20 protein-coding genes are annotated in these 24,272 nt (G+C 52.8%); 10 read left to right on the forward strand and 10 right to left on the reverse strand.

The window, feature by feature from the left end:
* Position 1: 1 nt before the first annotated feature.
* From TAM4_RS01335 to TAM4_RS01360, 6 genes are all read left to right on the forward strand, one after another.
* Positions 2-655 carry a hypothetical protein gene (locus TAM4_RS01335; RefSeq protein ID WP_014121433.1) on the forward strand — a complete coding sequence of 218 codons (654 nt, stop codon included), beginning with the start codon at positions 2-4 and terminating at the stop codon, positions 653-655.
* Between the two features lie 60 nt (positions 656-715).
* Positions 716-1,000 (forward strand): AbrB/MazE/SpoVT family DNA-binding domain-containing protein, encoded by a 285-nt coding sequence (locus tag TAM4_RS01340; RefSeq protein WP_237702107.1) that lies wholly within the window; start codon positions 716-718, stop codon positions 998-1,000.
* Positions 997-1,404 (forward strand): type II toxin-antitoxin system VapC family toxin, encoded by a 408-nt coding sequence (locus TAM4_RS01345; protein ID WP_014121435.1) that lies wholly within the window; start codon positions 997-999, stop codon positions 1,402-1,404. Before TAM4_RS01340 ends, TAM4_RS01345 begins: the two co-directional genes overlap by 4 nt.
* A gap of 1 nt (position 1,405) precedes the next feature.
* The gene (locus TAM4_RS01350) at positions 1,406-2,182 is read left to right on the forward strand and encodes an alpha/beta hydrolase (RefSeq protein ID WP_014121436.1); all 777 of its coding nucleotides are present in this window, start codon (positions 1,406-1,408) and stop codon (positions 2,180-2,182) included.
* Positions 2,183-2,287: 105 nt separating this feature from the next.
* Positions 2,288-4,366, forward strand: a complete 2,079-nt coding sequence (locus TAM4_RS01355; RefSeq protein WP_158306670.1) for a hypothetical protein — start codon at positions 2,288-2,290, stop codon at positions 4,364-4,366.
* A 4-nt stretch (positions 4,367-4,370) separates the two neighbouring features.
* Complete coding sequence (locus TAM4_RS01360; protein ID WP_014121438.1) at positions 4,371-5,309, forward strand: hypothetical protein; 939 nt, start codon at positions 4,371-4,373, stop codon at positions 5,307-5,309.
* Here TAM4_RS01360 and TAM4_RS01365 read toward each other — a convergent pair.
* Complete coding sequence (locus TAM4_RS01365) at positions 5,306-6,325, reverse strand: adenylosuccinate synthetase (RefSeq protein WP_014121439.1); 1,020 nt, start codon at positions 6,323-6,325, stop codon at positions 5,306-5,308. The two genes, TAM4_RS01360 and TAM4_RS01365, sit on opposite strands and share 4 nt — an antisense overlap.
* A gap of 133 nt (positions 6,326-6,458) precedes the next feature.
* Here TAM4_RS01365 and TAM4_RS01370 point away from each other — a divergent pair, with 133 nt between their 5' ends.
* A complete protein-coding gene (locus TAM4_RS01370) occupies positions 6,459-7,391 on the forward strand; it encodes an SDR family oxidoreductase (RefSeq protein ID WP_014121440.1) in 933 nt (310 codons plus the stop codon).
* 3 nt (positions 7,392-7,394) lie between these two features.
* Here the strand turns inward: TAM4_RS01370 and TAM4_RS01375 are convergent, their stop codons facing one another.
* On the reverse strand, positions 7,395-8,795 hold the full coding sequence (locus TAM4_RS01375; protein ID WP_237702108.1) for a DUF2341 domain-containing protein: 1,401 nt from the start codon (positions 8,793-8,795) through the stop codon (positions 7,395-7,397).
* 104 nt (positions 8,796-8,899) lie between these two features.
* Here TAM4_RS01375 and TAM4_RS01380 point away from each other — a divergent pair, with 104 nt between their 5' ends.
* Together TAM4_RS01380 and pfdA are read left to right on the forward strand one after the other, a co-directional pair.
* Complete coding sequence (locus tag TAM4_RS01380) at positions 8,900-9,487, forward strand: CBS domain-containing protein (protein WP_083820394.1); 588 nt, start codon at positions 8,900-8,902, stop codon at positions 9,485-9,487.
* Between the two features lie 32 nt (positions 9,488-9,519).
* The gene (gene pfdA / locus TAM4_RS01385) at positions 9,520-9,942 is read left to right on the forward strand and encodes a prefoldin subunit alpha (RefSeq protein ID WP_014121443.1); all 423 of its coding nucleotides are present in this window, start codon (positions 9,520-9,522) and stop codon (positions 9,940-9,942) included.
* 356 nt (positions 9,943-10,298) lie between these two features.
* Here the strand turns inward: pfdA and TAM4_RS01390 are convergent, their stop codons facing one another.
* Positions 10,299-10,952, reverse strand: a complete 654-nt coding sequence (locus TAM4_RS01390) for a metallophosphoesterase (RefSeq protein WP_014121444.1) — start codon at positions 10,950-10,952, stop codon at positions 10,299-10,301.
* Positions 10,953-11,421: 469 nt separating this feature from the next.
* Here TAM4_RS01390 and TAM4_RS01400 point away from each other — a divergent pair, with 469 nt between their 5' ends.
* The gene (locus TAM4_RS01400) at positions 11,422-12,213 is read left to right on the forward strand and encodes a nitrilase (protein ID WP_014121445.1); all 792 of its coding nucleotides are present in this window, start codon (positions 11,422-11,424) and stop codon (positions 12,211-12,213) included.
* Here TAM4_RS01400 and TAM4_RS01405 read toward each other — a convergent pair.
* From TAM4_RS01405 to TAM4_RS11570, 7 genes are all read right to left on the reverse strand, one after another.
* The gene (locus TAM4_RS01405) at positions 12,201-12,971 is read right to left on the reverse strand and encodes a class I SAM-dependent methyltransferase (RefSeq protein ID WP_014121446.1); all 771 of its coding nucleotides are present in this window, start codon (positions 12,969-12,971) and stop codon (positions 12,201-12,203) included. The two genes, TAM4_RS01400 and TAM4_RS01405, sit on opposite strands and share 13 nt — an antisense overlap.
* A 38-nt stretch (positions 12,972-13,009) precedes the next feature.
* Entirely contained in the window at positions 13,010-14,170 is a 1,161-nt protein-coding gene (locus TAM4_RS01410) for an FAD-binding oxidoreductase (RefSeq protein WP_014121447.1), read from the reverse strand.
* A gap of 2 nt (positions 14,171-14,172) precedes the next feature.
* Positions 14,173-15,651, reverse strand: a complete 1,479-nt coding sequence (locus TAM4_RS01415; RefSeq protein ID WP_014121448.1) for an FAD-dependent oxidoreductase — start codon at positions 15,649-15,651, stop codon at positions 14,173-14,175.
* A 337-nt stretch (positions 15,652-15,988) separates the two neighbouring features.
* Entirely contained in the window at positions 15,989-18,259 is a 2,271-nt protein-coding gene (locus TAM4_RS01420; RefSeq protein ID WP_014121449.1) for a hypothetical protein, read from the reverse strand.
* A gap of 225 nt (positions 18,260-18,484) precedes the next feature.
* Complete coding sequence (locus TAM4_RS01425; protein ID WP_014121450.1) at positions 18,485-19,630, reverse strand: ATP-binding protein; 1,146 nt, start codon at positions 19,628-19,630, stop codon at positions 18,485-18,487.
* A gap of 1 nt (position 19,631) precedes the next feature.
* The gene (locus TAM4_RS01430) at positions 19,632-20,198 is read right to left on the reverse strand and encodes a hypothetical protein (protein WP_014121451.1); all 567 of its coding nucleotides are present in this window, start codon (positions 20,196-20,198) and stop codon (positions 19,632-19,634) included.
* Between the two features lie 4 nt (positions 20,199-20,202).
* Positions 20,203-24,261, reverse strand: a complete 4,059-nt coding sequence (locus TAM4_RS11570) for a PEGA domain-containing protein (protein ID WP_083820395.1) — start codon at positions 24,259-24,261, stop codon at positions 20,203-20,205.
* Between the last annotated feature and the right edge of the window lie 11 nt (positions 24,262-24,272).

Here is a 24,272-nt window from a genome sequence, read left to right on the forward strand (position 1 = left end):
AATGGAGATAACCTCAACCCTCTTCCTTGCCATCATGGTTGTGGCAGCTTTAACCTCCATTCAGTTCTACAAGGGGCGGAAGCTCAACCTCCAGCTGATGCAACACTATCTCCGCACTATTGAGGACGTTGTGAAGCCCAAGGACAAGGACTACGTTTGGCTCGGTGGTTATATCGGGTTCAGGGCTAGCTATAAAGTCAACCGGGATAACATTAGAAAGTTTGAGTACACTCTGACACTCCTTCCGAGACAGAGCCTCCTCTACTTTCCTATAGCCCTGCTGACGAGCAGGCACGATAAGATTTACTTCGTTATAAGGCCTGAAAGTCAGATAAAGCGCGAGGCCCATTTGATTCAAAAAGGTTACTACCGAATGAAACCCAGCATTGAAAACGAGGATTTTCTCCAGAGGGAGACGATTGAGATAGCCGGCAAGGAGTACGAGGCCCTCTACGAGAAAAAGAGGGATATTGTCAAGCTCAAAGAGCTCGTTCAAAATCTTTCAAAGCCCCACAACGTCAAGCACGTCTCACTAACTCCAAAAACCAACGTCTTCTACGTTCTCATGAAGCCCGAGCCCGAGACGATTGGAAAAGACGTCGAAAAGCTCGTCCGCTTCACCAACGAGAAGCTCAGGGAGAGCCCGTTCTCCTGAACTCTTCCTTTCTCCGCTTTCTTCGAAAGCTTTATTTTGTTGAACCGTGAGTTATACAAGGTGATACCTTTGGTTAGCATACGCCTGAAGGTCGGCCCCAAAGGACAGATCGTCATCCCCAAGGTCTTCCGCGAGGCCTACGGCATAAAAGAGGGAGGAGAAGTTATAGTCGAGCCGACGGAGGAAGGCCTCGTCATCAAAAAGCCGCCGAGCAAAGAGGAACTCCTCAGAAAGCTCAAAGAGTATCACGAGAAGCGGAAAGGCACCAAACCGGCGAAACTGGGGGAGCTGAAAGGGATAAGCCTCGAAGACGAGTTCGACGAGGTCTGGGGGATTGAAGAATGAAGCTCTTCATCGATACAAACCTTTTCGTTTATCTCAACTCGCGGATTCCAGAAGACATTGCCAACGAGCTCGATGAATTCTATGCCGATCTTACCCAGAAGCATGAACTCTACACGGACATGCTGGTTCTCGATGAGTTAATCCATGTCTCAAAGCGCAAGTATGGAATAGCTTACAAGGATACAATCGAGTTTATAGACGACATCGTTCTGCCCGCGGTTAGAGTTCTTCCACTAACGTTTCAGGACTACTTAACAGCCAAGGGGGTTATCTTCCAGTACAACCTCCGTCCCTCTGACGCCCTTCACGTTGCGGTTATAGAGAACAACGGCCTGCAAGCGATAGTTAGCGAAGATGAAGACTTTGACGTTCTCCCTCTCAAACGGGTCTGGCTGGGTGATTGAAATGGAGGTTTACAAGGCCAAGTTCGGCGAACCGGAGCTCGGTTGGGTCGTTCTCGTTCATGGCCTTGGGGAGCACAGCGGGAGGTACGGACGGCTGATTAGGGAGCTCAACGAGGCCGGCTTTGCCGTTTACACCTTCGACTGGCCTGGACACGGCAAGAGCCCCGGGAAGAGGGGGCACACGAGCGTCGAAGAGGCTATGGAAATAATTGATTCCATAATTGAAGAATTAGGTGAGAAGCCCTTCCTCTTCGGCCACAGCCTCGGCGGTTTAACGGTTATCAGATACGCTGAGACGAGGCCCGATAAGATTAGGGGAGTAATCGCTTCGTCGCCCGCCCTTGCCAAGAGCCCGGAAACGCCTGGCTTTATGGTGGCCCTCGCGAAGTTCCTCGGAAAGGTAGCTCCTGGCCTTGTCCTCTCCAACGGCATAAAGCCTGAGCTTCTCTCAAGGAACAAAGATGCCGTGAGACGGTACGTTGAGGACCCGCTCGTCCACGACAGGATTTCGGCGAAGCTCGGCAGGAGCATCTTCGTTAACATGGAGCTCGCTCACCGAGAGGCTGAAAGAATAAAAGTTCCTATTCTCCTACTCGTTGGAACAGGGGACGTGATAACGCCTCCAGAAGGCGCGAGGAAGCTCTTTGAAAAGCTGAAGGTGGGGGACAAAACGCTCAGGGAGTTCAATGGAGCCTACCACGAGATATTCGAGGATCCCGAGTGGGCGGACGAGTTCCATCGTGCAATCGTTGAGTGGCTCGTGGAGCGTTCGAAGTGAAAAAACGTCCTCACTTTTGTTTTTCCGGTGTTTCAATTTGGAGTGCTCCCCCTAACGGAACGCGCCGACACAGTTTTATCCTTCCGGGCACTATTAAATGCTGTGATGCCCATGAAGTGGGACGAGCAGGTAATCCTCATGGCTCCAAAGGACGTCATTCTCGAGGGCCTCGTTGAGCTCCTCTCCAGGGCGGGCTTCACCGAGCAGTCTAGGGAGTACAAACGGAAGGGCGGTCTTGAACTGGTCGTTCTCAGGGGGGTTCGTGAAAACCCCTTCACGGGCAGGGACGTTATGAGCGTTGCCTTACTCAGCGGAAGGGCAGATGAAAAGGCCCTGGAGGAGCTTTTGCCGGTAATAAAAGACTCCGGAGTTGTGGTAAATCTGATCCCGGGCCTGGTTCTTTCAGAGGGAAGGGCGATAGGCCCAAAGGAACTTGCGGAGGTCTTCAACCGCTACTCGATCAAACCCCCTGTGAGCCTCGTTGAAAAGCTCCTGCCTGACGTCGTGGAGGGTGAGGAGGAAGGCTTAAAGGAGTTCGTGCTCGACGGCCCCCTGCTGGAAGAGGTTAAGCATGGAGAACTGCTTGAGAGGGTCAAGAGGGTGCTGGGATACAGATACAAGATACCGGGGGAGCGCGTGCACCTTGAGAAACTCACGATAAAGCTCCGGCCCCTGTACGTGACATCCTGGACGCTGGGGGACGGTAAGGTAAGGAGATCCCTTGTGAACGGCGAGAAGGTCAGGCTAAACGCCGAGATCGGAAGGCTCAAGGGGCTCACAATGAGGATCCTGCTCGAGGAGGACGGTAAGGTTCTTGCCTCCGGGCTGGAAGTTGAGGGGCCCGGGGCAAAGGGGGCCGAGGCACTTCTGAGGGAAGAACTCGGTAAAAAGTACGATGACGTGAGGATCCTCGAGACCAAAAGGGCCTACGTGCCGGTTGAGGCTTTCATCGAGTTCTCGGCCGGAAGGAACCGGGGGTCAGCGAGGATAAGGCTTCCGAAGGGAGCTCCATCCGTTTCCCTCAAGAAACTGGAAGAGCCGATCCTCAGGGAGATCGTCTTGGAGCACGTTAAAGGGGTTACCGGTGAAAAACCGCTCAGCCTCACGGTCAAAAACGACAAGAGGCGGCTCCTTAGGGAGTTCATTGGAAAGACCGAGCGCTATCTTTTCGACGTTGCGGTGAACTCGTATTCCGGAGAGGTGGTTGCATCGACGATTTCCCTAACCGAGGAAGCGGTGCTGGCGATAGTTCACTCCAGATACCCCGGCGCAAAGGTCATCGGCGTTGAGAGAAGAAGGGGCGTAACCCTCGTCGATCTGCTGGCGGATGGAAGCCTGTACGTTGTCAGGGTGAACTCCCTCACCGGTGAAGTTGAGGACGTCAAGGCCCTCTACCATCCGAAGGAGATCCTGGAGGAGGGACTCAGGGAGCACGATGGCGTTGTAACTCCCGGTTCCCTCGATCTGGCCGAGTGTCAGGTTAAGAACCACGAGATCGTGAGGGCGGTTTTCAGGGGCGGCGACGGGATCGTTGAGTTCACGTACAACGGGCATAGCGGCGAGATAATTGAGTGGAAGCTGGAGATAAGCCAGGATAAGGCCCTTGAACTGGTCTCGTCCGCGTACCCGGAATTCAAGCCGGTTTTCACCGGCGAGTTTGGGGACCATTACATGATGACCCTCGAGAGCGAAGACCGCATCCTGAAGCTGAGGGTTTTCAAGGACGGAAGGATGGAGAAGCTCGACGAGTTTCTCCGCGAGGCCGCCGTTGAGAGGCGTGCCCTCGAGTACCTCCGAGAAATCGAGCCAAAACCCGTCATAGAGAGCCTCAAGCTTGAGGAGAACTGGGTGGTTGAGTTCACGGGAACGAAGTGGACGGGAACGCTCGTTCTTCACAGATCGAGCGGTGAGCTCTTGAACAGGGAACTTAACCTCACCGAGAAGTTCATGGTGAAGAGCTTCCTCGGCATGATCGCGGAGGAGTACGGGGACAGCGCAAAGGTCGAGGTCGTTTCCCATCACGTTGAGGAGGGCATAGCCGGTCTGAAGGCGGTTGGGGAGAAGGGCTACTACTTCGCGAAGATCGACGTAAGGAGCGGCGAGATAATTGCCCGGGACTTCGTTCCCAAGGGATTGAAGTCGAAGCTGAAGCTCTCGCAGGTGGAGGGGAGATACGTGCGGTGATAGCATGAGGGTGCTCGTTTACAGGAGGTACTCAAAGAGGTACGTGCTTTTCCTGTTCTCACTTCTTCTGCTCGTCGCGGTGATCATCCTCAAGCTCGCCCTTTCCGCGCCTCCTCAGGCTTCAGCTGCCTTCCGTGCCCTTGCAACGGCCCTTGTGGTGGTCTCCCTCTCGGTTTCTCTGTTCGCGGTCAGAAACTACCTCGCCGAGGATCGTGCGCTCAAGGCCTTTCCAGATCAGATGATTGATGGAAAAATACCGTTCCCCACACAGGTTGAGTACGAGCTCGGTGTCTACCGGAGCAGGGGAGAGTGGAAGAGGGGCGGAAGGGGAAGCTACGTAAGTTCACACTCTTTCGACGTCCGGTCGAGGGGCAGTGGATCGGTGATAGAGCTCCCGGAGGGGCCCTTCATCGTCACTATCAAGAGAAACGGCGACGGTTTTATGGAGTTCCCGGCTCTGAGAATTGTTTCCGGCCCGGCTAAGGATCTGCTCTTGCTCGTGGCAACAAAGGATGGGGAAGTTACCGGCTCGGGCAGGATAACACTCACCTGGGAAAGCGACGGGGCGGAGCTCGTGTTCGAGGGTAGGGGCAAGCTGATAGAGGGCAGGGTCTACGCGAGCCTCGTGAGGGCCCGGAAGGCCAAGGCTGAGATCTTCCATTCGGCACTTGAGTCGAACGTTTTCGGGCTCGGTGGGGGGATAAACTTCTCCTTTTCGAGGGAGCTTCTCCCTGAGGAGGACGTGCTGATAGTTGCACACCGCGCCATCTCTCCCAGGGAGCTCCTTCGCCTGCTCGTGAGGGAAAACCCCTTCGGAGGGGAGGGCTTCGAGTGCATCGCCGGTCACGGGAGGTACGGAATACGGCTCGCACTCGACGCCCCCATGAGGCCGGACGTTGGCGAAGAGGGCCACTTTGAGGTGGTGTTAAAGAAAAGGAGCTAAATAACCTCTCTCCTGTCGATGATGTGCCCCAGCTCGGGCCCGGTCTTTATGAGGGCCACTGGAACTCCAACGCGCTCCTCTACCTCCTCCACGAACTCCTTTGCCTTTTTCGGCAGTTTGTCGTAGTCTGTCACGCCAAAAGCATCTTTGTCGTACTTGTCAAGCATCGTTAAAGCGAGCATCGTTGCCCCGTTGATCCTGGCGGAGTAGCGGGCGAACTCGAAGTCGAACCAGCCGACGCGCCTCCTCCTGCCTGTTACAGTCCCGTACTCGACGAGACCGAGCTTCTCCGCTTCCTCCTGGCTCATCTCCGTCGGAAACGGCCCGGCACCGACCCTCGTCGGGAAGCTCTTGAAGACGACTATGACATCATCAACCCTCGTCGGTCCCACTCCGACGTCGCTCGCTATCGCTGAGGCGGTTGTGTCCTTGGAGGTAACGTAGGGATAGGTGCCGTAGTAGAGGCTCAGCCCGAAGCCCTGCGTCCCCTCGATGAGGACGAGCTTCCCCTCGTCGAGCGCGTCGTTCACTTCCGCGGCAACATCCGTCAGGTAGGGCTCAAGCTCGGGAATATCCCTCGCGAGCCTTGCCTTCCTCATGACCCTGTCCGCGTTAGCCGGCCCGCAGCCGCTTCCCGTCGTCCCTATCTTCTCATGTAGGTGGCTGTTGGAGCGGTCGAGTTGCCTGTGCCTCTCCTCGATTATCGCGCAGCGGTGGTCTATTCCAACCCTCTCGGCGACTTTGAAGTCCCCGAGGTGTTCGAGTTCGTGGAAGAAAACCTCCGGGTCAACGAGAACGCCGGCCCCGACGAGGAGCCTCGCCTTGGTCTGCATGAAACCCGTTGGAAGCTGTCTCACCGCGTACTTCTTTCCGTTGATAAAAACGCTGTGGCCCGCGTTCGTCCCAACGCCGCCGCGCGCTATGACCTCGGGCTCGTCCTTCAGGGCGAGGTACGCTATGATAGAACCCTTGCCCTCGTCACCCCATTGACCGCCAACGACTATGTAGCTCGGCATGGCTCCTTACCAACGTTTAAGTCAAGAGGGCCCTTATAATGCTTTCGAATTAGGCATTTTTGCGTCAATGCCTGAGGCGGAACACCTGAAAAAGGTTAAAACTCTTGAGTAACACCAACGGTTGGGGATCGGAATGAGGAACAAGCTGATCGTCGTCACCGGCGGGGCTGGATTCATAGGTTCTCACATCGCCTGGGAGCTCGTCAAGGACAACGATGTGATCGTTATCGATAACCTTTACACCGGCAAGCCTGAGAACGTTCCGCCCGGGGCGAAGCTGGTTAAGGCCGATATAAGGGACTACAGCGCAATAGCCGAGCTGATAAGCCAAGCTGACTACGTCTTCCACGAGGCGGCGCAGGTTAGCGTCGTTGAGAGCATTCGCGACCCTGTTTTCACGGAGGAGGTAAACGTTCTCGGAACCCTCAACATCATCAGAGCTCTCCTCGAAGGGCACGGAAAGCTCATATTCGCCTCCTCGGCCGCCGTCTACGGCGACAACCCCAACCTTCCGCTGAAGGAAACCGAACGACCGAGACCGCTCTCGCCCTACGGCGTGACGAAAGCTACCGCTGAAGAGTACCTTCGCGTTTACCACGAACTCTACGGTTTGCCCGTCGTCGCGCTCCGCTACTTCAACGTCTTCGGGCCGAGGCAGAGCTTTAATCAGTACGCGGGAGTGATAAGCATATTCATCAACAGGGCCTTGGCAGGAGAACCGCTCGTAATCTTCGGCGACGGCAAGCAGACGAGGGATTTTATCTACGTGAAGGACGTCGTCAGGGCCAACCTCCTCGTGGCCGAGAGCAGGAAAGCGAACGGGAGGGTCTTCAACGTCGCCACAGGAAGGCAAACGAGCATCCTCGAGCTCGCGATGAAAATAATCGAGATAACCGGGACGACGAGCTCGATAATCTTCGACAAACCGAGGCCTGGCGACATAAGGCACAGCCTCGCGGACATAAGCGAAATCAGAAAGCTAGGCTTTGAGCCGGAGTTTTCACTGGAGGAGGGGCTTAAGAAGACTGTCGAATTCTTCCGGGAAACTGGGAAACGTGCTGAGTGAGGTTTATCCGGGTGGTGAGGGGTAGAATACCAGTGCCCCATACCAGTGGCCAACTGTGACAGTCGGTTCGGGGGAGGCATGCTTCCTTATGGCTATCCAATCGTACTCGCTTGGGGTTCTTCCCGTTATTTGACCGAAGCCGAAGGGCCCGCTCATTACGTACGAGGAATTTAGGGTGTACCCGACTACAAGAGTTCCATCTTGATACGTATATACTGTACCGTTTGAGTTTACGTAGATTTCAAATATGCTCCATGTGTTGAGGGAGTAGGGATTGTTTATATAATCCAAAACTGTCCCGCTTCCATTTATTATGCTCCTCCTGGTCAGGGCATCGTATTCGTTCAGGTTATTGTCGTACTCTATGGTTTCACCATATCCTATCCCGGAGGTTGTATTTATATAAATCGCGTAAAAAGGGCCCGGGGTAAAGCTAGTACTGCCAAAGGCAATCCACCCGTCAGGATAAGAAAGACTCGCATTCATTATAACTTCATATGAGGTGGGTAGGTTTATCTTGGTCCAAATCCACGTAGGGCTCCCATACGCCCACCACAATATTTTATAAACACCGCTCATGTAAAGGATCCCGCCACTCACTGAGGGGGTTCCATGGACGTTCCATATAGTTGTGTTTACGCTGGTTCCATCGAAGTCGTCGAAGAGCAGGAACGTCCTGTACGGGTCATTGTAGGATGAGTATGGATTGGTGCCACCGTAGTGCATGCACACCACAACGCTTCCACCCGCTGGTATGTAGGGAACCTTCACCCAGATGATTGCCTGCTCGTTTGTGGAGTCCAGCTGTTGCACCCAATAATAGAGGGGACTTCCCGCGGATGTCGTGAAATATACGTTTGTCGAGTTGATATAACTCCAGAGAACGTCGGAGGTTGAGTTGAGGACAACCTTTAGGGTGTAGTTGTAGAGAGGGGTTATACCCGGGTTGTTTACGGCTATTGGATTGCAGATATCCCCTGTAAACAATCCAGCTCCTATCTTCTTAACCACAAGCTGGAAACTGCCGGAACCGGAAACGTAGTCTGGAGAATTGAGAACGACGTGAATGTCCGAAACGTCGTAGATGCTGACTTGACTGGATGGGGAGACGTTGATCTCTTCCAGAGCTGGGAGAACCTGCGTCAAAGTTCTGCTCCAGACCGCTATTAAGTCCCCGCTCGAGTTGTAAAGCTTGACGTATATCGTCGTTCCAGCACTCAGGTTGTCGGCAAACATCAGTGTAACGTTCAGGATGTTATACGTTGCCGTTGAGATCCAGAAGTAGAAGCCCCCTGAACCCGTGGGGCTGTACACTGGTGTTGTTGAGCTTCCAATCCCCTGAACCTGAACGCTGATGTTGGGCACGGCTAACCCGAGAACGGCAATGGCTGTGAGAATGAGCATCAGCACTGTTGCGGATTTTAGGGCCCTCATTAATTACGGATATGGATCGAGGGTCTTAAAACGATTCCTCAAGGTTTATTAACCCAAACCCCGGAATATAACCGGTGGTCATTACGGTGATCATACCCCGGCCCATCGATCCCTCAGTGATCAGGAAGATCAGAAAGGAACTCGGGATAACCCAGGAAGAGCTCGCCAGAAAAGCTGGGGTTACGCAGGCGTATATAGCGAAGCTCGAGAGCGGCAGAGTCGATCCCCGGCTGTCCACGTTTAACCGAATTCTCCAGGCCCTCCTTGAGTGCAAGAAGGCCCTCCCAAAGGCCCGCGATGTAATGTCATCCCCGGTTATATCGGTCAAGCCCTACGAAAAGGTCGAGACCGTGATAAAGCTCATGAACTCCCACAACATCTCCCAGATCCCCGTCATAAGCGGGAACAAGGTCGTCGGTTCGGTTACGGAGCGTTCCCTCGTCCGTCGAAGCCTCGAGTACGAGGACATCTACGACAGGAAGGTTCTTGAGGTAATGGACGAACCGTTCCCCATCGTGAACGAGGAGGAGGATCTGGAGGTCGTTAAGTACCTCCTCGAGGAGCACCCGGCCGTTCTCGTCCAGGACAGGACCGGCAGGATCGTGGGGATAATAACGAGGGTTGACATCTTCAAGGGCAGAACCGCTGCGGAAAGCCTTTAAACCACCCCTCCCAATTTCTGGAGGTGATTCGGATGGAAGAGAACGTGAAGAAAAGGGAAGAGCTTGAGAAGCTCGCGTACGAGTATCAGCTCCTTCAGGCTCAGGCTCAGCTGCTGGCCCAGAACCTCGAGCTCCTGACCCTCGCGAAGAACGAGCTGACAGCCCTCAAGGAGACCCTGGAAGGGTTGAAGAGCATAGACTCCGAGAACCCGGAGATCCTCGTGCCTATCGGGGGCGGTTCCTTCCTCAAGGGAACCATAGCGGACAAGGAGCGGGCTATCGTCAGTATCGGAGCTGGCTACTCCGCGGAAATGCCCGTTGAGAACGCCATAGAGTTGATTGACAGGCGGATCAACGAGTACGATACAGCTATCCAGAGAACCCAGGAAGCACTCAGAAGACTTGAGGGACAGCTTCAGGACCTGGCAAAGCGCGCCCAGTCACTCGAGAAGTGATTTTTCCGTTCCATTTTCAAACCTTTGTAGAAATTCTAATTGTTCTTGATGGCTGGACTGGAAATGTTGGATTTATCCTAACGGGCTGGCCGAATATGTAGGCATTTATGTAGGTACATGGTGAATTTCCAAAGAAAATCCTTTTGCCCTGGATATCTCGAACAAAAAAGCTTATATAGAGCTTTTTCTACCGTTTTGCGACTGAGTAATCCTTAAAATCAGAATCTCGATAAAATTGGCGGCGATCCCACCCTTACCGGGGTGGCATGATCTTGGTGGATCAAATAAGGGGCTAAAACTCACGATCCGTTAGAATAATGAAAGCTCAACTGCGTCCTTTTGTTTGCTTTTGTCTATCATTTCATTCGTATTTTTCCGAGATATATCCCTTCAGGTAGGAAAACGTCAACGTATTCAACGTCCTTTAGAAACGGCACCATTCTCAGGCCCTCTTCGATGGGGAACCCCTCTATGTACGGGTTCACCGTCGGCAGCACGAGGTAACTTCCAACCCTCGCGAAAACTTTCACCTTTCTCCTAACTCCCCGATCCTTGAACACGTACGCGGGATGGATGTGCCCGAGGTAAACCTCCCTGAACTCGCCCTCCGGAAGCTGAGTGTGGCCGTGGAGGAACAGCATCCCGTCGAGGGTGAAGTACTGAACAACCCTGACGTCCCTGAAGGCCCCAACGGCATCCTCTATCCTGCCGTCGTGGTTTCCCTTCGTGATGATCGTTGGAATTCCTTTAAGCTCCGAGAAGAATTCCATGAGGATCTTTTTGAGCCCGAAACTGAGGCCCAATGGTTCCTTAACGTCCCCGAGGAGTATCAGAAGGTCAGGATCTTTCTCCACGATAAAGCCGGCGAGGAGTTCCTCAAACCTCGTTCTGATCCGCAGTCCCCGGGAGAACTCGAACCCGATGTGAAGATCCGCGAGGAGAAGGGTTTTTCCGCGCGAAGTCCGGAGCTCAAGTGAGAGGTCATTGAAAGAAAAGGGAGAAATCCCCATACCACCACCGGGAAGCGGGATCAGATGAGACCGCGCTCCTTCTTCCTCTGCCTCTTGAGCCTGCGTATCCTCTTCTTGATCCACTTCCACCTCATCCTGCCCTTCTTCTTCCACTTCCTTGGACGCCTCTTCATGATCGTCACCAGCTCCGGGTTCCCGGGAGGGTTTTTAAGCTTTTTCCCTTTGGCTTTTCCCCGCGTATCCTCACGGCCCTCTAAACCGGAAAAAGCCGCCCATCCATCCTTTTACAGTCGGCCGAACAAAACTGAATTCAAAGGCTCAATCCTTGATTTTTTCCGGTAAAACGCTCTATATTAACCAATGCGTTGAGATATAAAACGCACTCATGGTTTAATGCCGTTATCTTGGCTGAAAATCTAATTTGCCCTGTTAAAACCTTTTCAGCAATCCCTTTCCTTCCACGACAACTTTATTTACTCCAACCGCGTAGGTGCTCAAGGTGGGAGAAATGGTAAAGGTCGCTTTCGGCCAGATGAGACCCGTCCTTCTCGATCCCGAGGCAAACTACTCCAAGGCGGAGAGACTGGTTGCCGAGGCCGCTGAGAACGACGTCAGGCTCATAGTTCTTCCCGAGCTCTTCGATACTGGCTACAACTTCAGCAGCAGGGCCGAGGTGGAGGAAGTCGCCTCCCCCATACCCGACGGCAGGACGACGCGCCTTCTCTTGCGCCTCGCCAGGAGGTACAGGATCTTCATAATCGCCGGAACGGCCGAGAAAGATCGCTTCGGCAGGCTCTACAACTCGGCGGTTGTGGTTGGCCCGGCCGGATACCTCGGGAGGTACAGGAAGGTTCACCTCTTCGCCAGGGAGAAGGAGTTCTTTGAACCCGGGAACCTCGGTTTTGAGGTTTTTAACCTGGGCTTTGCCCGGGTAGGGGTGATGATATGCTTCGACTGGTTCTTCCCGGAATCGGCGAGAACACTCGCCCTTAAGGGGGCCGAAATAATAGCCCATCCCGCAAACCTCGTCATGCCCTACGCTCCCAGGGCCATGCCGATAAGGGCCCTCGAAAACCGGGTTTACACGATAACCGCGGACAGGGTTGGTGAGGAGAGGGGTCTCAGGTTCATCGGCAGGAGCCAGATCAACTCCCCCCTCGCCGAAACCCTCGTGGAGGGAAGCGAAGACGGGGAGGAACTCGGCATAGCTGAGATAGACCTGTCCCTAGCCAGGAACAAGAGACTGAACGACTACAACGACGTGTTCCGCGACAGGAGGCCCGAATACTACGCCCGGTGAGGGAATGTTCCGTAGATCACATCGTCCACTCCAACGATCCCGTGTTCGCTCTTCGAGACGATGCCAACCCGCTCAAAGACCATCGAGAGCATTCCCGCGATTCCCGCCAGATCCCAGAACCTGATCTCGATTTTCTCAACGGGCTCCCAGCCGGGGAGTTTGTAGAACCCAACGAGGGCGGTTCCCTTTTTTCTGGAATAGCCCTCGTCGAGGGAAACTAAGGTCCAGTCGTCTCCCCTGGCCTCGACGTGGGGACTGCGGTACCTCCCCCGGTAGAAGAGCCTCTCGAAGTTGTCGGTTTCCTCTATCAGGAACACCCCCTCGGGACCGAGAGCTTTAGCGACCTTCTGGAAGAGCTCCGCCGCCTGGAAGGGGTTGAAATGGGCCATGCTGTGTCCCCACAGCAGGGCAACGTCGTAGTCCCTCAGCTTCGGAAGCTCGGTGAGACAGTCCCCGATGATTCCAATGACTTCCCTCTCGCCGGGCAGCCATTCCTCCACGAGGAGCAGGTCCTCTTTCCTCCTCTCGATCAGGGTCAGCGAGGCCTCAACGCCCCATTCCCAGAGGGTCTCCAGAAGGGCTGCTCCCGCTATACCGGTTCCCGCACACAGATCGAGGATTCTGAGCTCCCTCTTCCTCGGTACGAGCTCCTCCTTGAGGGCCCAGTTGAAGAAGCTCCTTATGGCCACGTACCTCCTCTGGGCGAGCTCGCTGGACGGATCCATCGGCCGCCTCATGTAATCGTACAGGGAAGTCATGGAACCACCGGATAAATTTGGAGAAAAGGGTTAAAAACTCAACCCATCTGGAGCGCCTGCCCGCGCAGTTCTCCGCGCTCGAAGCGGTACGGGTCGTACCACTCGACTGGCAGGTCTGTTCTGCCCCTCGTAATAAGGTCCGCCACCATCTCTGCCACAGCCGGGGCCATCATGAAGCCGTGCCCGCTGAAACCCGCGGCAATGTAGTAGTCGCTCAGCTCCTCGATTTTCCCTATGGCTGGATTGCTGTCGGGTGTCTTTGCGTAGTAGCCGGCCCAGGTTCTCAGGATTAGGAGCTCCCTTAAAGCCGGAATAATCTTGGTGAAGTAGTAGCTCACCTCGCGCAGGAACTCGTAGGTCGGGCTGAGGTCGTAGGTTGGCCCGAGCTCGTAGCCGACTCCGCCGACGACGCCGCCGTGGGCGGTCTGGGTGAGGTAGGCGTGCCCGTACTTGAAGGATATGACCATCGGCTTAATCGCTCCCTTCTTTATGGGCTGCGTGATAACAGCTTGATGCTTGTAGGGCTCTATCGGAATCCTCGTGCTTATTCCTGCCATCGCGTTGATGAGCTTGGCCCAGGCGTTGGTGGCGTTGACGACTATGCCCGTCTTTATGACTCCCCTGCTCGTCTTCAGCCCCTTAATCTCGCCGTTCTCGATGATGAAGTCCTTGACCTCGGTATACTCGACGAGCTTGGCCCCGAACTCCTCGGCCTTTATCGCGAACTTCGCGGTGGAGTGGAAGGGGTCCGCCTTTCCGTCGGTTGGGTTCCAGGAAGCGGCAATGACCTCGCTGATGTCGAGGAGCGGCACTATCTCCTTGGCCTCTTCCGGCGTTATGAGCCTCGTCGGGACGCCGAAGCGGTTCTGTATCGCGATGTTGCGCCTGAACTCCTCGACCTCCTCGTCGTCGTAGAGCAGGAAGAGGTAGCCGGTCTGCTCGAAGGAGAAGCCGTACTCCTCGCTGTACTTCTTCCACAGCTCGACGGAGCGCTTCATAACCTGGACGTTGGCCTCGTCGTTGAACTGCTGTCTTATTCCTGTTCCGCAACGGAAGGTGGAGCCCGAGCCGATGAAGCGCTTCTCTATTACAGTGACCTCCTCACCGCGCTTAGCTAACTCGTGCGCTATTGTAACGCCGACTATTCCGCCACCGATAATCGTTATCTCGCTCCTCTCGGGAAGTTCCCTCGTCGGCATCTTCAATCCCTCCTCGCGGGAACCTTCATCTTGATGTTCTTGAGCGGGGGCCTCGCGACGGGAATGTCGAGTTTATCCATCGGCGTTCCGGTTCTCTGGGATACAACGATGGCACCGTTGAAGAGGCAGAAGCGTCCCTGGCAGAAGCCCATGGCGAGGTGGGTCAGCCTTTTGATTATCTGGAGGTCGGTGATGCCGGACTTCACGACGTCGTCGACCTTTCTCAGCGTCACGTCGCAGCCGCAAATCTGGACGTCCTCGCCGTTGAACTCGTCGAGCGGAAGCCTGTGGACTGGGACAGCTATCGGCTCGTAGTTCTTCAGCCTCTCCTCGTATATGCAGGGCTCGGCCTCGAAGCCGAACTCCCTGAGAATGTAAGCACCTACGAGCCTTCCCTCGAGGTAGTTCGCGTAGTGGGGCTTTATCGAAACCGCACTGCCTGCAACGTAGATTCCCTCGCGGATTCTGTGGTTTGAGTCGAGAACCGGACGGTAGTAACCGCGCTTGAAGTACAGCTTTCCGCCGGCCTGGGTTACGGGGTTTATGTCGGGTCTTCTGCCGTCGGAGACTATGACGGCGTCGACCTCGTAAACGTTGCCGTTTGCGTCTATGAGCCTCTCGACCTTCTCTTTACCCTCAACGCGCTTCGGGTTGGGCACGACGACGTACTCAATCCCCCAGCGGTCGAGCTCGGCCGTCAGCTCCTCCGGAAAGGCCCCGACGACGGCCACCTTCTTTCCTGGCGCAACTCCCCAGACGTTCATGACTTCGAGCGCGTCGCTCCTCCTGAAGACGCCGGGATAATCGTTGTTCTCGAAGAGCATGATGTTGTCAACGGCTCCGGTAGCCAAAACCACGCGCTTGGCGAGGAGCTCAATCAGCTGGTCGCCCCTAACGATAGGCACGAGGAAGTACTCGCCCTTGTCGAAGACACCTATCGCGACGCTCTTCAGGAAGATGCGGGTGTTCTCTGGCAAATCGGTGAGCTCCTTCAGGGCCTCCATGGGGTCTCCAAAGCCCTCCTGCTCGACGCCCTTGAGCTTTAAGTCTCCGCCGAGCCAGCCCTTCTCCTCGATTATCGCCGTCGTGAGCCTTCCGCCGATTTCCTTGACGACGCCAAGGCCAGCCGGACCGGCGCCGATAACGGCCACGTCAACAACATAGCGGAGAACGGGCTTGCTCTCGTCGATTTCTACAGTCTCCTGGAAGTCGCCGTAGCCCTGCTTCTCAAGCCTCATGCCGTCTCTAACCGTTGTCTTCCTCGCGTTGACGTTCTTGACGCCGTTGACGACCATCGGAACCGGGCCGAAGGTGAAGGCACCCCTCTTTCTGCCCTCGGTGCTCGTCGTGAGCCAGTAGACCCCGTTCGCGAGAAGCGCGACGGTAATCTTCTCGCCCTCGTAGGCCTCCAGGGGTTGTCCCTCAAAGTAAATCGTGACTCTCTTAGAAGGGTCCTTCTCGGTAAGGTCGAGCTTTCGCATGCTCCCACCCCGAAAATTTTACGGTAAGCGTTCGACCTTATACACCAATGCTTATAAACGTTAGGTTGTACACTTAAGGTGGAACAAGATAGAACGCAGGAAGAAATGGCATGTTTGAACATCCGAGGGAGATAGAATACAGTAAAATAAAAACTCACCCAACAATGGCCTCGTGTACCAGTATCTCCGCCTTCTCGATAAGCTCAACCGGGAGTTCAAGGCCCTTCTCCATGCGGAGCTTTATCTGCTCCCTCACCTCTTCGAACTGGACTTTTGAGCTAAAGTTCTGGGAATGGAAAAGATTGAAGAGGGATGATGAGACGCTTTGATAGTCGCTTTATGATTCTAGTATCTCTCTTATCGCGCTGATGATTCTATTCTTAGTGCTCAGGTACTCGTCTCGGAGTCTTGTCACTTCGTGAAGCTTTCTTTCGATGCTTTCGAGGAGTTGCACGGCCTCTTCCTTTTCCTTCTTCCTGCGTACCTTCTCGTCTGCGATCTCTATCATCGACTTAAGCTCTTCGTAGACGGACAAAGCCTCCTCGGGAAGTTCCAACGGCGAGATTCTTGAGTATTCTTTCCTGAGAACTTTCAGCCGTTTTTTGGGCGGCAACTTACTCAATTCCGTCTCACTTTCTTTGGAATCTTCCACTTGAAACGTTGTGAACATGTTGGGAGACAACACAAGGAGAAGAACTGAAGGCAAGAGTACCATGAGAACTCCGAAAATAATTCCCTCGATATTATACTCGCCATAATGGAAAACACTACTGGAGAAAATGATGGGGAGAATGAGGGTTGTGTACTTTATTCTGGAGTTGCGCACCGGGATGATGGAAAAAGCAGGCATCGTCATAGGCAAAATGATCCCGAGTATACCTTTTACATCTCCCATTAAAACGGTGAACAAAACGGAGGCTAGGAAGGAAACAGTAAATAGGGTTAATAGGATCTTGGTGGATGATTTTAAAGCTCTCCAGTGGAGAATTTCTTCAATCATCGGCAATTCCCAAGCCAAAAACATCAAAGAAAACAGCATTAGCTCAACTATCGAATTCCTCGTGAGGTGGTATTTCCGGAATGTAATAACAATGAGCATTTGGAAAGCCAATGCAATGACGGCCAAAAGGAGCGCGGCGATTCTTCTGGCTTTTGACCCTATTTCTAACATGTAACACGCCACAAAACCAAACACACTCATAAAGAATGCAATGTAACCACTCCAAATTGGCAATTCCCACTCTACTGTATGTATAATTGAGAACCAAATAATCCACATAATCCGCCAGTGATAGACCGTCCACCAGTAAACGATCAGCACGTTGGTTATAGCCAGTGCAATTACTGGTAGATACTTCGAAATATTTTTTGCTCGATTGGTAAGTTTAAGAACCGGATAGACAAACATAAGAATAGTCACAAGATAGAATGTAAAATCTACCAACTTTTCGAGTTCTCCCCAATAGCTAAGTTCTATGAAAATTTTAAACACCGTAAGGAAAGTTAGAATGGAAAAATATCCAAGCACGATGTTTTTTCTGTTTGGTGTGTCCTTAGACAGCACAAAGAGGAAAACTGGGGGCAGTAGTGTCATAAAACTCCCGAAAAGGATTGTCATTGCAGTGTACCAGTTCCATTCTTTGGGCATGAAGAAAACATTAATAATGAAAAAAAGTGGAAAAATAAGGGTAGTGTACTTTATTCTGGAGTTGCGCACTAGAGTAACGGAGAAGACAGGCATCATCATTAGAGCGAGTGTAATTCCTAGTGCAATCTTACTCACAGAGTAACAGTATAAATAAGATGGGGTTACTAACGTAATATCGGCTTTATTCGGTCCTTGAGCTACGAAGAAAACAAGAACCAAGAAAGAAACCCCAAAGAGTACCAACAGAATCTCAGTGGTGAATTTTAAAGCTTTCCAGTGGAGAATTTCTTCAATCATCGGCAATTCCCAAGCCAAAAACATCAAAGAAAATAACAAGAGTCTCCCCCAATCCAGCCACACATGCTCTTTCCATGTGATAATAATAGCGAGCACTTGAAAAACCAAAGCGAAGACAGCCAAAAGGAGCGCGGCGATTCTTCTGGCTTTTGACCCTATTTCTAACATGTAACACGCCACAAAACCAAATGCACCAATGAAAAACGCAATAGAGAGAAATGCAACAGAAAAATAATCTACAAAGTACAATGGGTGCCAATATTGTAACGATGGTGAATGCAGATCGCCAAAAAGTACTGCACTAAGTACTTTAAGCCTGATTAAGTTTATATGATGGGGATTGTAATAACCCTTGGCTACCTGATAGGCTTGGTACCATCTGTAAACGACCAGCACGTTGATTATGGCCAGTGAGGTTACTGGTAGATACTTCGAAACGTTTTTTGCTCTATTGGTGAGCTTGAGGATTGGAAAGAGGAACATTAGGATAATTGTCAGGTAGAACGCAAATATCATCCAAGTTATGCCCTGACTTTTGAATTCCTCGAAAATTTCAAGCACCGTAAGGAAAATTAGGACGAAAAAGTATCCAAGGGTGACGTTTTTCCGGTCCATCTTTATTCCTCCATTTGGACGCTTTGTCTCTTGAACTTCTCTACCCATCTTTCTCCCTCCTTATCATCTTGGAACTACAATCGATGATAGGATGAGCGTTATGAACAGTGCCGCCTTATTCACAACCACCACCCAAACTTACCATGACGTTTAAAAACATAAGAGATTTTCGATCGACTCAGCGTCATCCCCAGCACTTTTAACATACCTCCCAATTTTTAGGTTTCTTTTCGTTCATACACTCCAACGTGCCATCTCAAAAAGTTCAAGAAATTATTCTCCAAACTCCTCCGCCCACTTCTCGTATTTCTCGATGTTTTTCCGCGTCAGCGGGCTCTTAATTCTCCTAAAAGATGTCTCAAAATCCTCCATTTCAAGGGGCCTGACCTTCAGCCTGAGATCCTTGACTTCCATGCTCGAGAGCCTTTCCAGGTCGGCGAGCTCTGGATTGACGTCTTCGAGCATGTGATGAATGGCCATGCTACACAGGTTGGCTATCTCCCTGCCCGAGTACAGCCGTCTAACGCTCTCCTCAGCTATGACATTGAGGTCAAGCTTTGAGATGTCCAGCCCCCGGGTGTGTATCTTCACGATTTCCCTGGCGGCTTCTTTGTCCGGTAGGGGCACGTATATCCTCAGCGGAAACCTGCTGAGTAAAGCCTCATCTAAGTCCCACGGCGTGTTCGTCGATGCCAGTGTGAGAACGAACTTTTCTTCCCCTCCCTTGAAGCCGTCTATCTCTGCCAGAAGAGTGGCCAGAGTCCTCCGGGTCGCCTCATGGACGTTCTCCCTTTTTAGGCTCAATGCATCAACCTCATCGATGAAAATTATGCTCGGTGCTTTTTCTTTTGCAATCCCATAGAGGGCGCTTATCAGTTTCGATGACTCACCGTAGTATTTACTCAGAACGTCGCTGGCCTTGACGTTGAAGAACGTCGCCTTCAGGCTTCCCGCGGCTGCACTCGCTAGGAGGGTCTTCCCCGTCCCCGGCGGGCCGAAGAGCAGGATGCCCCTCCAGGGCTTTATTGCTTCAGGCTTCTTCGCGAAGGCGAGCGCGACGTTTTGGGCCAGAAGCTTTTTCACCTCGTAGAGTCCACCGATGTCCTTCCACGTGACGGCCGATTTTGATATGAGCCCCTCAACGTAGGAACGGTACTCATCTTCGAGGCCCGTCCGCTGAACGTTGCCAGGGGATGCCGTGCTTGGAGGCTTTGATTTAATCTCTTTAGCAGCCCTCTCCCAGCTCTCCGCCTTTTCCAGGTAGAACTCCCTCTTCCCCGGGACTTTCTCGGCGAGAACCCTGAGGATCCGGGCGCACTTGAGGGCGTATTCCCTCGCGGCCTCAAAATGGCCCCGCCCGAGGGCCCTTTCGTACTCCCTTTTGCACTCCTCAAAAAGGGATAGGTAGAGGGACTGCATGTCAACCCCTCATCGCATCTTCGATCTGCTTCAGCCTGCTCTTTGGCTCGAGATCAGAAGACGCCGAGGCTTCAAACAGTGCCGTTGCCTCCTCCACAGTCTCGGCGTCAAAGTCTCCCGTCAGGATGCTCTCGCTCGTCAGGTCGAGCATCGTGCTCAAAGCCTCATCCAAACCTTCAACCTTCGTCATGGCCTTCTCGAACTCCACCTGCATCTTTGCTATGTCCTCCGCCCCGGGCCCCTCCGCTATGCTCTCCACGATGTCCCTGCTGAACTGGATGAAGTTGGCAGAGACCTTTACGAGCTCCCTCTGGATTTCCGCCTCCTCCATGAGGAGGAGCAGCCTCTTCGCCTGTTTTATCCTCTCCTCAAGCGCGAGGTACTTCATTGCGCTCCGCTTTAGGAGAGCCTCGTCACCGAGTTTCGCCGCCTCCTTTCCCTGGAGGAAGACCTTCCTTTTCAGGGCTTCGAGGTTGTTGATGTACTGTTTGAGGGCCATTTTGGCCTTCCTCATCCTGACCTTGCGCTCGATCTCCTTTTCCTCTTTGGACTTCCAGAACCGAACCACGCTATCACGCCCCGTTCTCCCTCTTTATGTTGTGAACCAAAACCTTAAGCCTTTCTATGAGGTCGTCGCTCAAGGGGAGGTTCTCTTTGATGAGAAGCTCCACCGTGCTTATCGCGTTGGTAAGATCGGCAAGGTTCTGAACCGTGTAGAACTTGAGGTCGTTGAGGGTGTTCAAAAGCTCGGCCTTTCTGTTGAGCTCTGCGTAAGCCAAAGCCAGCCTGCCGAGGGTTTCGACCACGAGCCTTCTGTTCCTGAGGGCCTCTTCCGGAGTGGTGCTCCGTTTGAGGGCCTGAATGCTCTTTGAGAGGGTCTTCTTCAGCTCCTCAACCTCCTTCTCCAGCTCGGCCCTCTTCCTCTCGATCTCCTCAAGTCTTTCGAGGTCCCTCAGGAACTCGTCAACGGACTGGTAGCGATCCTCCTTCCTCTTTGCCAAAAGCTTCTCGAAGATACCGTCGTACTTGGCAAGAGCGGGGTTGATCTTCGAGGGCGGCGTGAAGCGGTAGCTTTCATCGGTTATCTTGCCGAAGACCTCCTCGTAGGTGTAGCCCTCGAAGGGCAGTTTGCCGGTTAAGAGTTCGTAGAATGTAACGCCCAATTGCCAGATGTCCGTTCTATGGTCTGTGTGCCCGTACTTGCCCGGCATCAGGTGTTCGGGAGAAGCATAGAGCGGCGTGTAGCCGAGGACGCTCCTGCTTGAGCTCATTGTCCCGAGCTTCGCCAGCCCCCAGTCGGTTATCTTGGGTGTTAGGTCGGCTTTGAGAAGGACGTTGAGCGGTTTGAGATCACGGTGATAGATGCCCTTTGAGTGCGCGTGCCTGAGTCCCTCGGCGATGCCCCTGATGAGCTTTAGGGCAATCTTTTCGTCTACAGGCTTGGGGTAACCTCCGAGATCCCTGACGGTTTTTCCATTAACCTTCACGCCCTCGACGTACTCCATCTCAAGGTACGGGATGGGGAGTATGTCCACGTCGTAGAGTTTGACAATGTTCGGGTGATCAAGGTGGAGCCAGGTTGAGACCTCTTTGATGAAGGTTTTGCTGGTTCTCTCGTCTATGCGCGGGATTTTCAGGGCGACGATTTTACCGTCTTTCTTCTTCTTGGCTTTGAATACTTTGGCGAAGCCTCCTTCGCCTATGAATTCGAGGGGTTCATATTTATCCAAGAGCGCAGACGGGAAGCCGGGGATGGGTGATTCCTTCCGTGGGACTGGCTTTGAACTTCCTTCTGTTCCATCTCTTTCTTGTTTTTCTGCTGTTTCTTTTGTCTCTTTTGGAGGTTTCTCAGGTTTCTTCCTCACGGCTTTTGCTGCTATGCCGCCGATGAGGATGAGGCCGATAAAGGCTCCTGCAAGGTAGAGGGGGTTAAGTTTTGATCCTCCTGAGGTTTGGGCTGGTAAAGTTTCTGAACTGGAGGCAGGAGGAATCGTTGTAGTGGTAGTTGTTGGTGTCGAGCTTGTGGTGGTAGTGGTTGTTGTTGAACCGGTAGTGGTCGTAGTTGTAGTGCTTGACGTGGTTGTAGTTCCTGAGGTTGTGGTGCTTGAAGTTGGTGGAGAGATGAGTACGAGGGAAGCACTCAACGTTTTCTTTTCTCCTGCCGTGATGGTTACGATTTTCGTATACTCCTTGTAACCGTCCTTTTTGATCTTCACTTCATGCTCGCCTGGAGAAAGCTTGTAATCGGTTATGGGGGTCTCGCCGATGGAGTTACCGTCAACGTAAACTTCTGCACCAGAGGGGGAGGAGTCAACACTCAGATAACCATATGCTGGCTTTAAGGTCGCCGAGATAGCTTTTGTTTTCCCGGGGGAGATGGTTGTTGTCGTTGTGTAGTCCTGATAACCGTTCAGGGTGAGCCTTATTGTATAACTCCCGGGTTCGAGTTCTAAAGTCAATGGAGTCACGCCCTTGTAAGTGCCGTTGATGTAAACTTCAGCCCCACTGGGCTGGCTGGTGATTTTTAGCGTTCCAGGAAGGAGTGTTAGGGTTGCCTTCACACTGGCGGTTTCACCGGGTTTGATGGTCACGCTCTTTACGAACGGCTGATAACCACTCTTCTCCACTTTCACCTCGTGCTCGCCAGTGGGGAGTTTGTAATCCTCCAAGGGTGTTTCTCCGATGTAATTCCCATCAACGTAGACTTTAGCGCCTGAGGGTTCTGACGTGACGCTCAAAAATCCGAATTTCGGAGTTAGCGTTATTGATAGGCTCTTAACATCTCCCGGCGAGAGGGTTACAGTTTCAGTGTAATCCTTGTAATCTTGCCTGGAGAGTTTTATCGAATAAGAGCCGGCCATTAAATCAAGAGTCAAGGGTGTTTCACCCTTGTAAGTACCGTTAACGTAAACACTCGCTCCAGATGGGTCAGATTCAATAGTTAAGTGTGCATAATTTGGATTTAGGGTAATGTTTAGTGTTTTAGTCTCGTTTGGCTGGAGGGTGATGGTTGTTGAGTAATCGTAGTATCCATATTTGGTGAGTTTTATCGAGTAAGTCCCCGGCTGGAGTTCGTAGTTTGAGAGGGGGGTCGTGCCGGCGTAAGTTCCGTTGATGTAAACTTTGGCTCCTGGCGGGTTTGAGTTAATCGTTAAATGCGCTGGAAGGAGTGTTAGATTGACGTTGAGGGTCGTCTCCTCTCCGGGTTTTATCGTCACGGTTGTGGTGTAGTCTGTATAGTTTTCTTTTTTGAGCGTGACCTCGTAGGTTCCTACTGATAGGTTCGTGGTGAGTGGGGTTGTTCCGGCGTAGGTTCCGTTAATGTAAACTTCAGCTCCAAGGGGATTTGTGGTGACGCTGAGGGTTCCGATGGAGATGTATTGAGTCTTCACTGTAGGATTCCACGGGTTGAAATAGGCATAGGTGGTTTGCACGTTTGCGTTGGTATCTTGAACTGTCGCGCTGGAATCACTCACCTGAACACTCGGAGTGGTAATCCGTGCATTGTAATTCCCGCAGAGGTTGCAGTAGAGCAGGTTTCCATCCGGCGGGAGACGGAGAACCCAAACGTCATAACCACCAGCGCCGAAGCTCCAAGTTTCACCTGCGGCAATAATATCCCCGTTTTCTGCAATGGCAACCGCGTTGGCCCGATCATAATCGCTTCCGCCGTAGGTTTTTTGCCATTTGATGTTTCCGTTCTCGTCAAGCCTAAGAACCCAAAAGTCATAATCGCCAGCGCCAAAGCTGTTAGTGTAGCCAGCCACTATAATGTCCCCGTTTGGCGCGATAGCAACCGCGCGAGCCTCATCCCCCCAGCTCCCGCCGTAAGTCTTCTGCCATTTTACGTTCCCATTCTCGTCCAGGCGAAGAACCCAAACGTCGCCACCATAACCGCCAGTAACGATTATATCCCCGTTTTCAGCTATTGCAACCGCGTTGCCATTAATATTTTTTGTCCAGATTACGTTTCCGTTCGCATCAAGTCGCATCGTAAAAGAACCCGTGACAACAATATCTCCGTTCTCAGCGAGAGCAACCGCAGAAGCCCCACTTCCTCCGTATGTTTTTTGCCATTTCACGTTTCCCTCGCTGTCAAGCCTGAGAACCCAAATGCCTCCAGCACCGAAGCTGTAAGTTCTTCCAGCCACGACGATGTTCCCGTTGGGAGCTATAGCAACGGCGTGGGCGCCATCAATATGACTTCCTCCGTATGTTTTTTGCCATTTCACGTTACCATTCTCGTCCAAACGAAGAACCCAAACATCACTACTAGCGCCGAAGCTGTCAGTGTAACCAGCTACTATAATGTCCCCGTTCTCTGCAATGGCAACCGCGAAAGCCACGTCTCCCCTACTTCCGCCGTAAGTCTTTGCCCATTCCACGTTACCCTCAGACGAAAGCTTCATTACAAGGACATCGTCGCTACCAGCTCCATTTGAATCAGTGGAACCCACAGCGATAATGCTCCCATCCGGTAGAACCTTAACGTCATTGATAACGTCATCACCGCTACCGCCATAGCTCTTGACCCAGTAAACCTGACTCCCATCGGCTTTAATCCCGGGGGCACTGACTCCCAACAGGGCAACCGCGATCAGCAGGACCAGCGCAACTGGGAGTTTCCTCATACCACCACCCC

Origin of the sequence: Thermococcus sp. AM4, from assembly GCF_000151205.2 — an archaeon.
Taxonomy (GTDB): Archaea; Methanobacteriota_B; Thermococci; order Thermococcales; family Thermococcaceae; genus Thermococcus.

Bases quoted from the DNA above. Each gene is read 5' to 3' on its own strand.
- TAM4_RS01355 (WP_158306670.1), top strand. From the start codon at position 2,288: ATGCCCATGAAGTGGGACGAGCAGGTAATCCTCATGGCTCCAAAGGAC.
- TAM4_RS01405 (WP_014121446.1), bottom strand. From the start codon at position 12,971: ATGACTTCCCTGTACGATTACATGAGGCGGCCGATGGATCCGTCCAGC.
- TAM4_RS01425 (WP_014121450.1), bottom strand. From the start codon at position 19,630: ATGCAGTCCCTCTACCTATCCCTTTTTGAGGAGTGCAAAAGGGAGTAC.
- TAM4_RS01390 (WP_014121444.1), bottom strand. From the start codon at position 10,952: ATGGGGATTTCTCCCTTTTCTTTCAATGACCTCTCACTTGAGCTCCGG.
- TAM4_RS01350 (WP_014121436.1), top strand. From the start codon at position 1,406: ATGGAGGTTTACAAGGCCAAGTTCGGCGAACCGGAGCTCGGTTGGGTC.
- TAM4_RS01375 (WP_237702108.1), bottom strand. From the start codon at position 8,795: ATGCTCATTCTCACAGCCATTGCCGTTCTCGGGTTAGCCGTGCCCAAC.
- TAM4_RS01365 (WP_014121439.1), bottom strand. From the start codon at position 6,325: ATGCCGAGCTACATAGTCGTTGGCGGTCAATGGGGTGACGAGGGCAAG.
- TAM4_RS01400 (WP_014121445.1), top strand. From the start codon at position 11,422: ATGGTAAAGGTCGCTTTCGGCCAGATGAGACCCGTCCTTCTCGATCCC.
- TAM4_RS01420 (WP_014121449.1), bottom strand. From the start codon at position 18,259: ATGGGTAGAGAAGTTCAAGAGACAAAGCGTCCAAATGGAGGAATAAAG.
- pfdA (WP_014121443.1), top strand. From the start codon at position 9,520: ATGGAAGAGAACGTGAAGAAAAGGGAAGAGCTTGAGAAGCTCGCGTAC.
- TAM4_RS01370 (WP_014121440.1), top strand. From the start codon at position 6,459: ATGAGGAACAAGCTGATCGTCGTCACCGGCGGGGCTGGATTCATAGGT.
- TAM4_RS01345 (WP_014121435.1), top strand. From the start codon at position 997: ATGAAGCTCTTCATCGATACAAACCTTTTCGTTTATCTCAACTCGCGG.
- TAM4_RS01335 (WP_014121433.1), top strand. From the start codon at position 2: ATGGAGATAACCTCAACCCTCTTCCTTGCCATCATGGTTGTGGCAGCT.
- TAM4_RS11570 (WP_083820395.1), bottom strand. From the start codon at position 24,261: ATGAGGAAACTCCCAGTTGCGCTGGTCCTGCTGATCGCGGTTGCCCTG.
- TAM4_RS01360 (WP_014121438.1), top strand. From the start codon at position 4,371: ATGAGGGTGCTCGTTTACAGGAGGTACTCAAAGAGGTACGTGCTTTTC.
- TAM4_RS01415 (WP_014121448.1), bottom strand. From the start codon at position 15,651: ATGCGAAAGCTCGACCTTACCGAGAAGGACCCTTCTAAGAGAGTCACG.
- TAM4_RS01410 (WP_014121447.1), bottom strand. From the start codon at position 14,170: ATGCCGACGAGGGAACTTCCCGAGAGGAGCGAGATAACGATTATCGGT.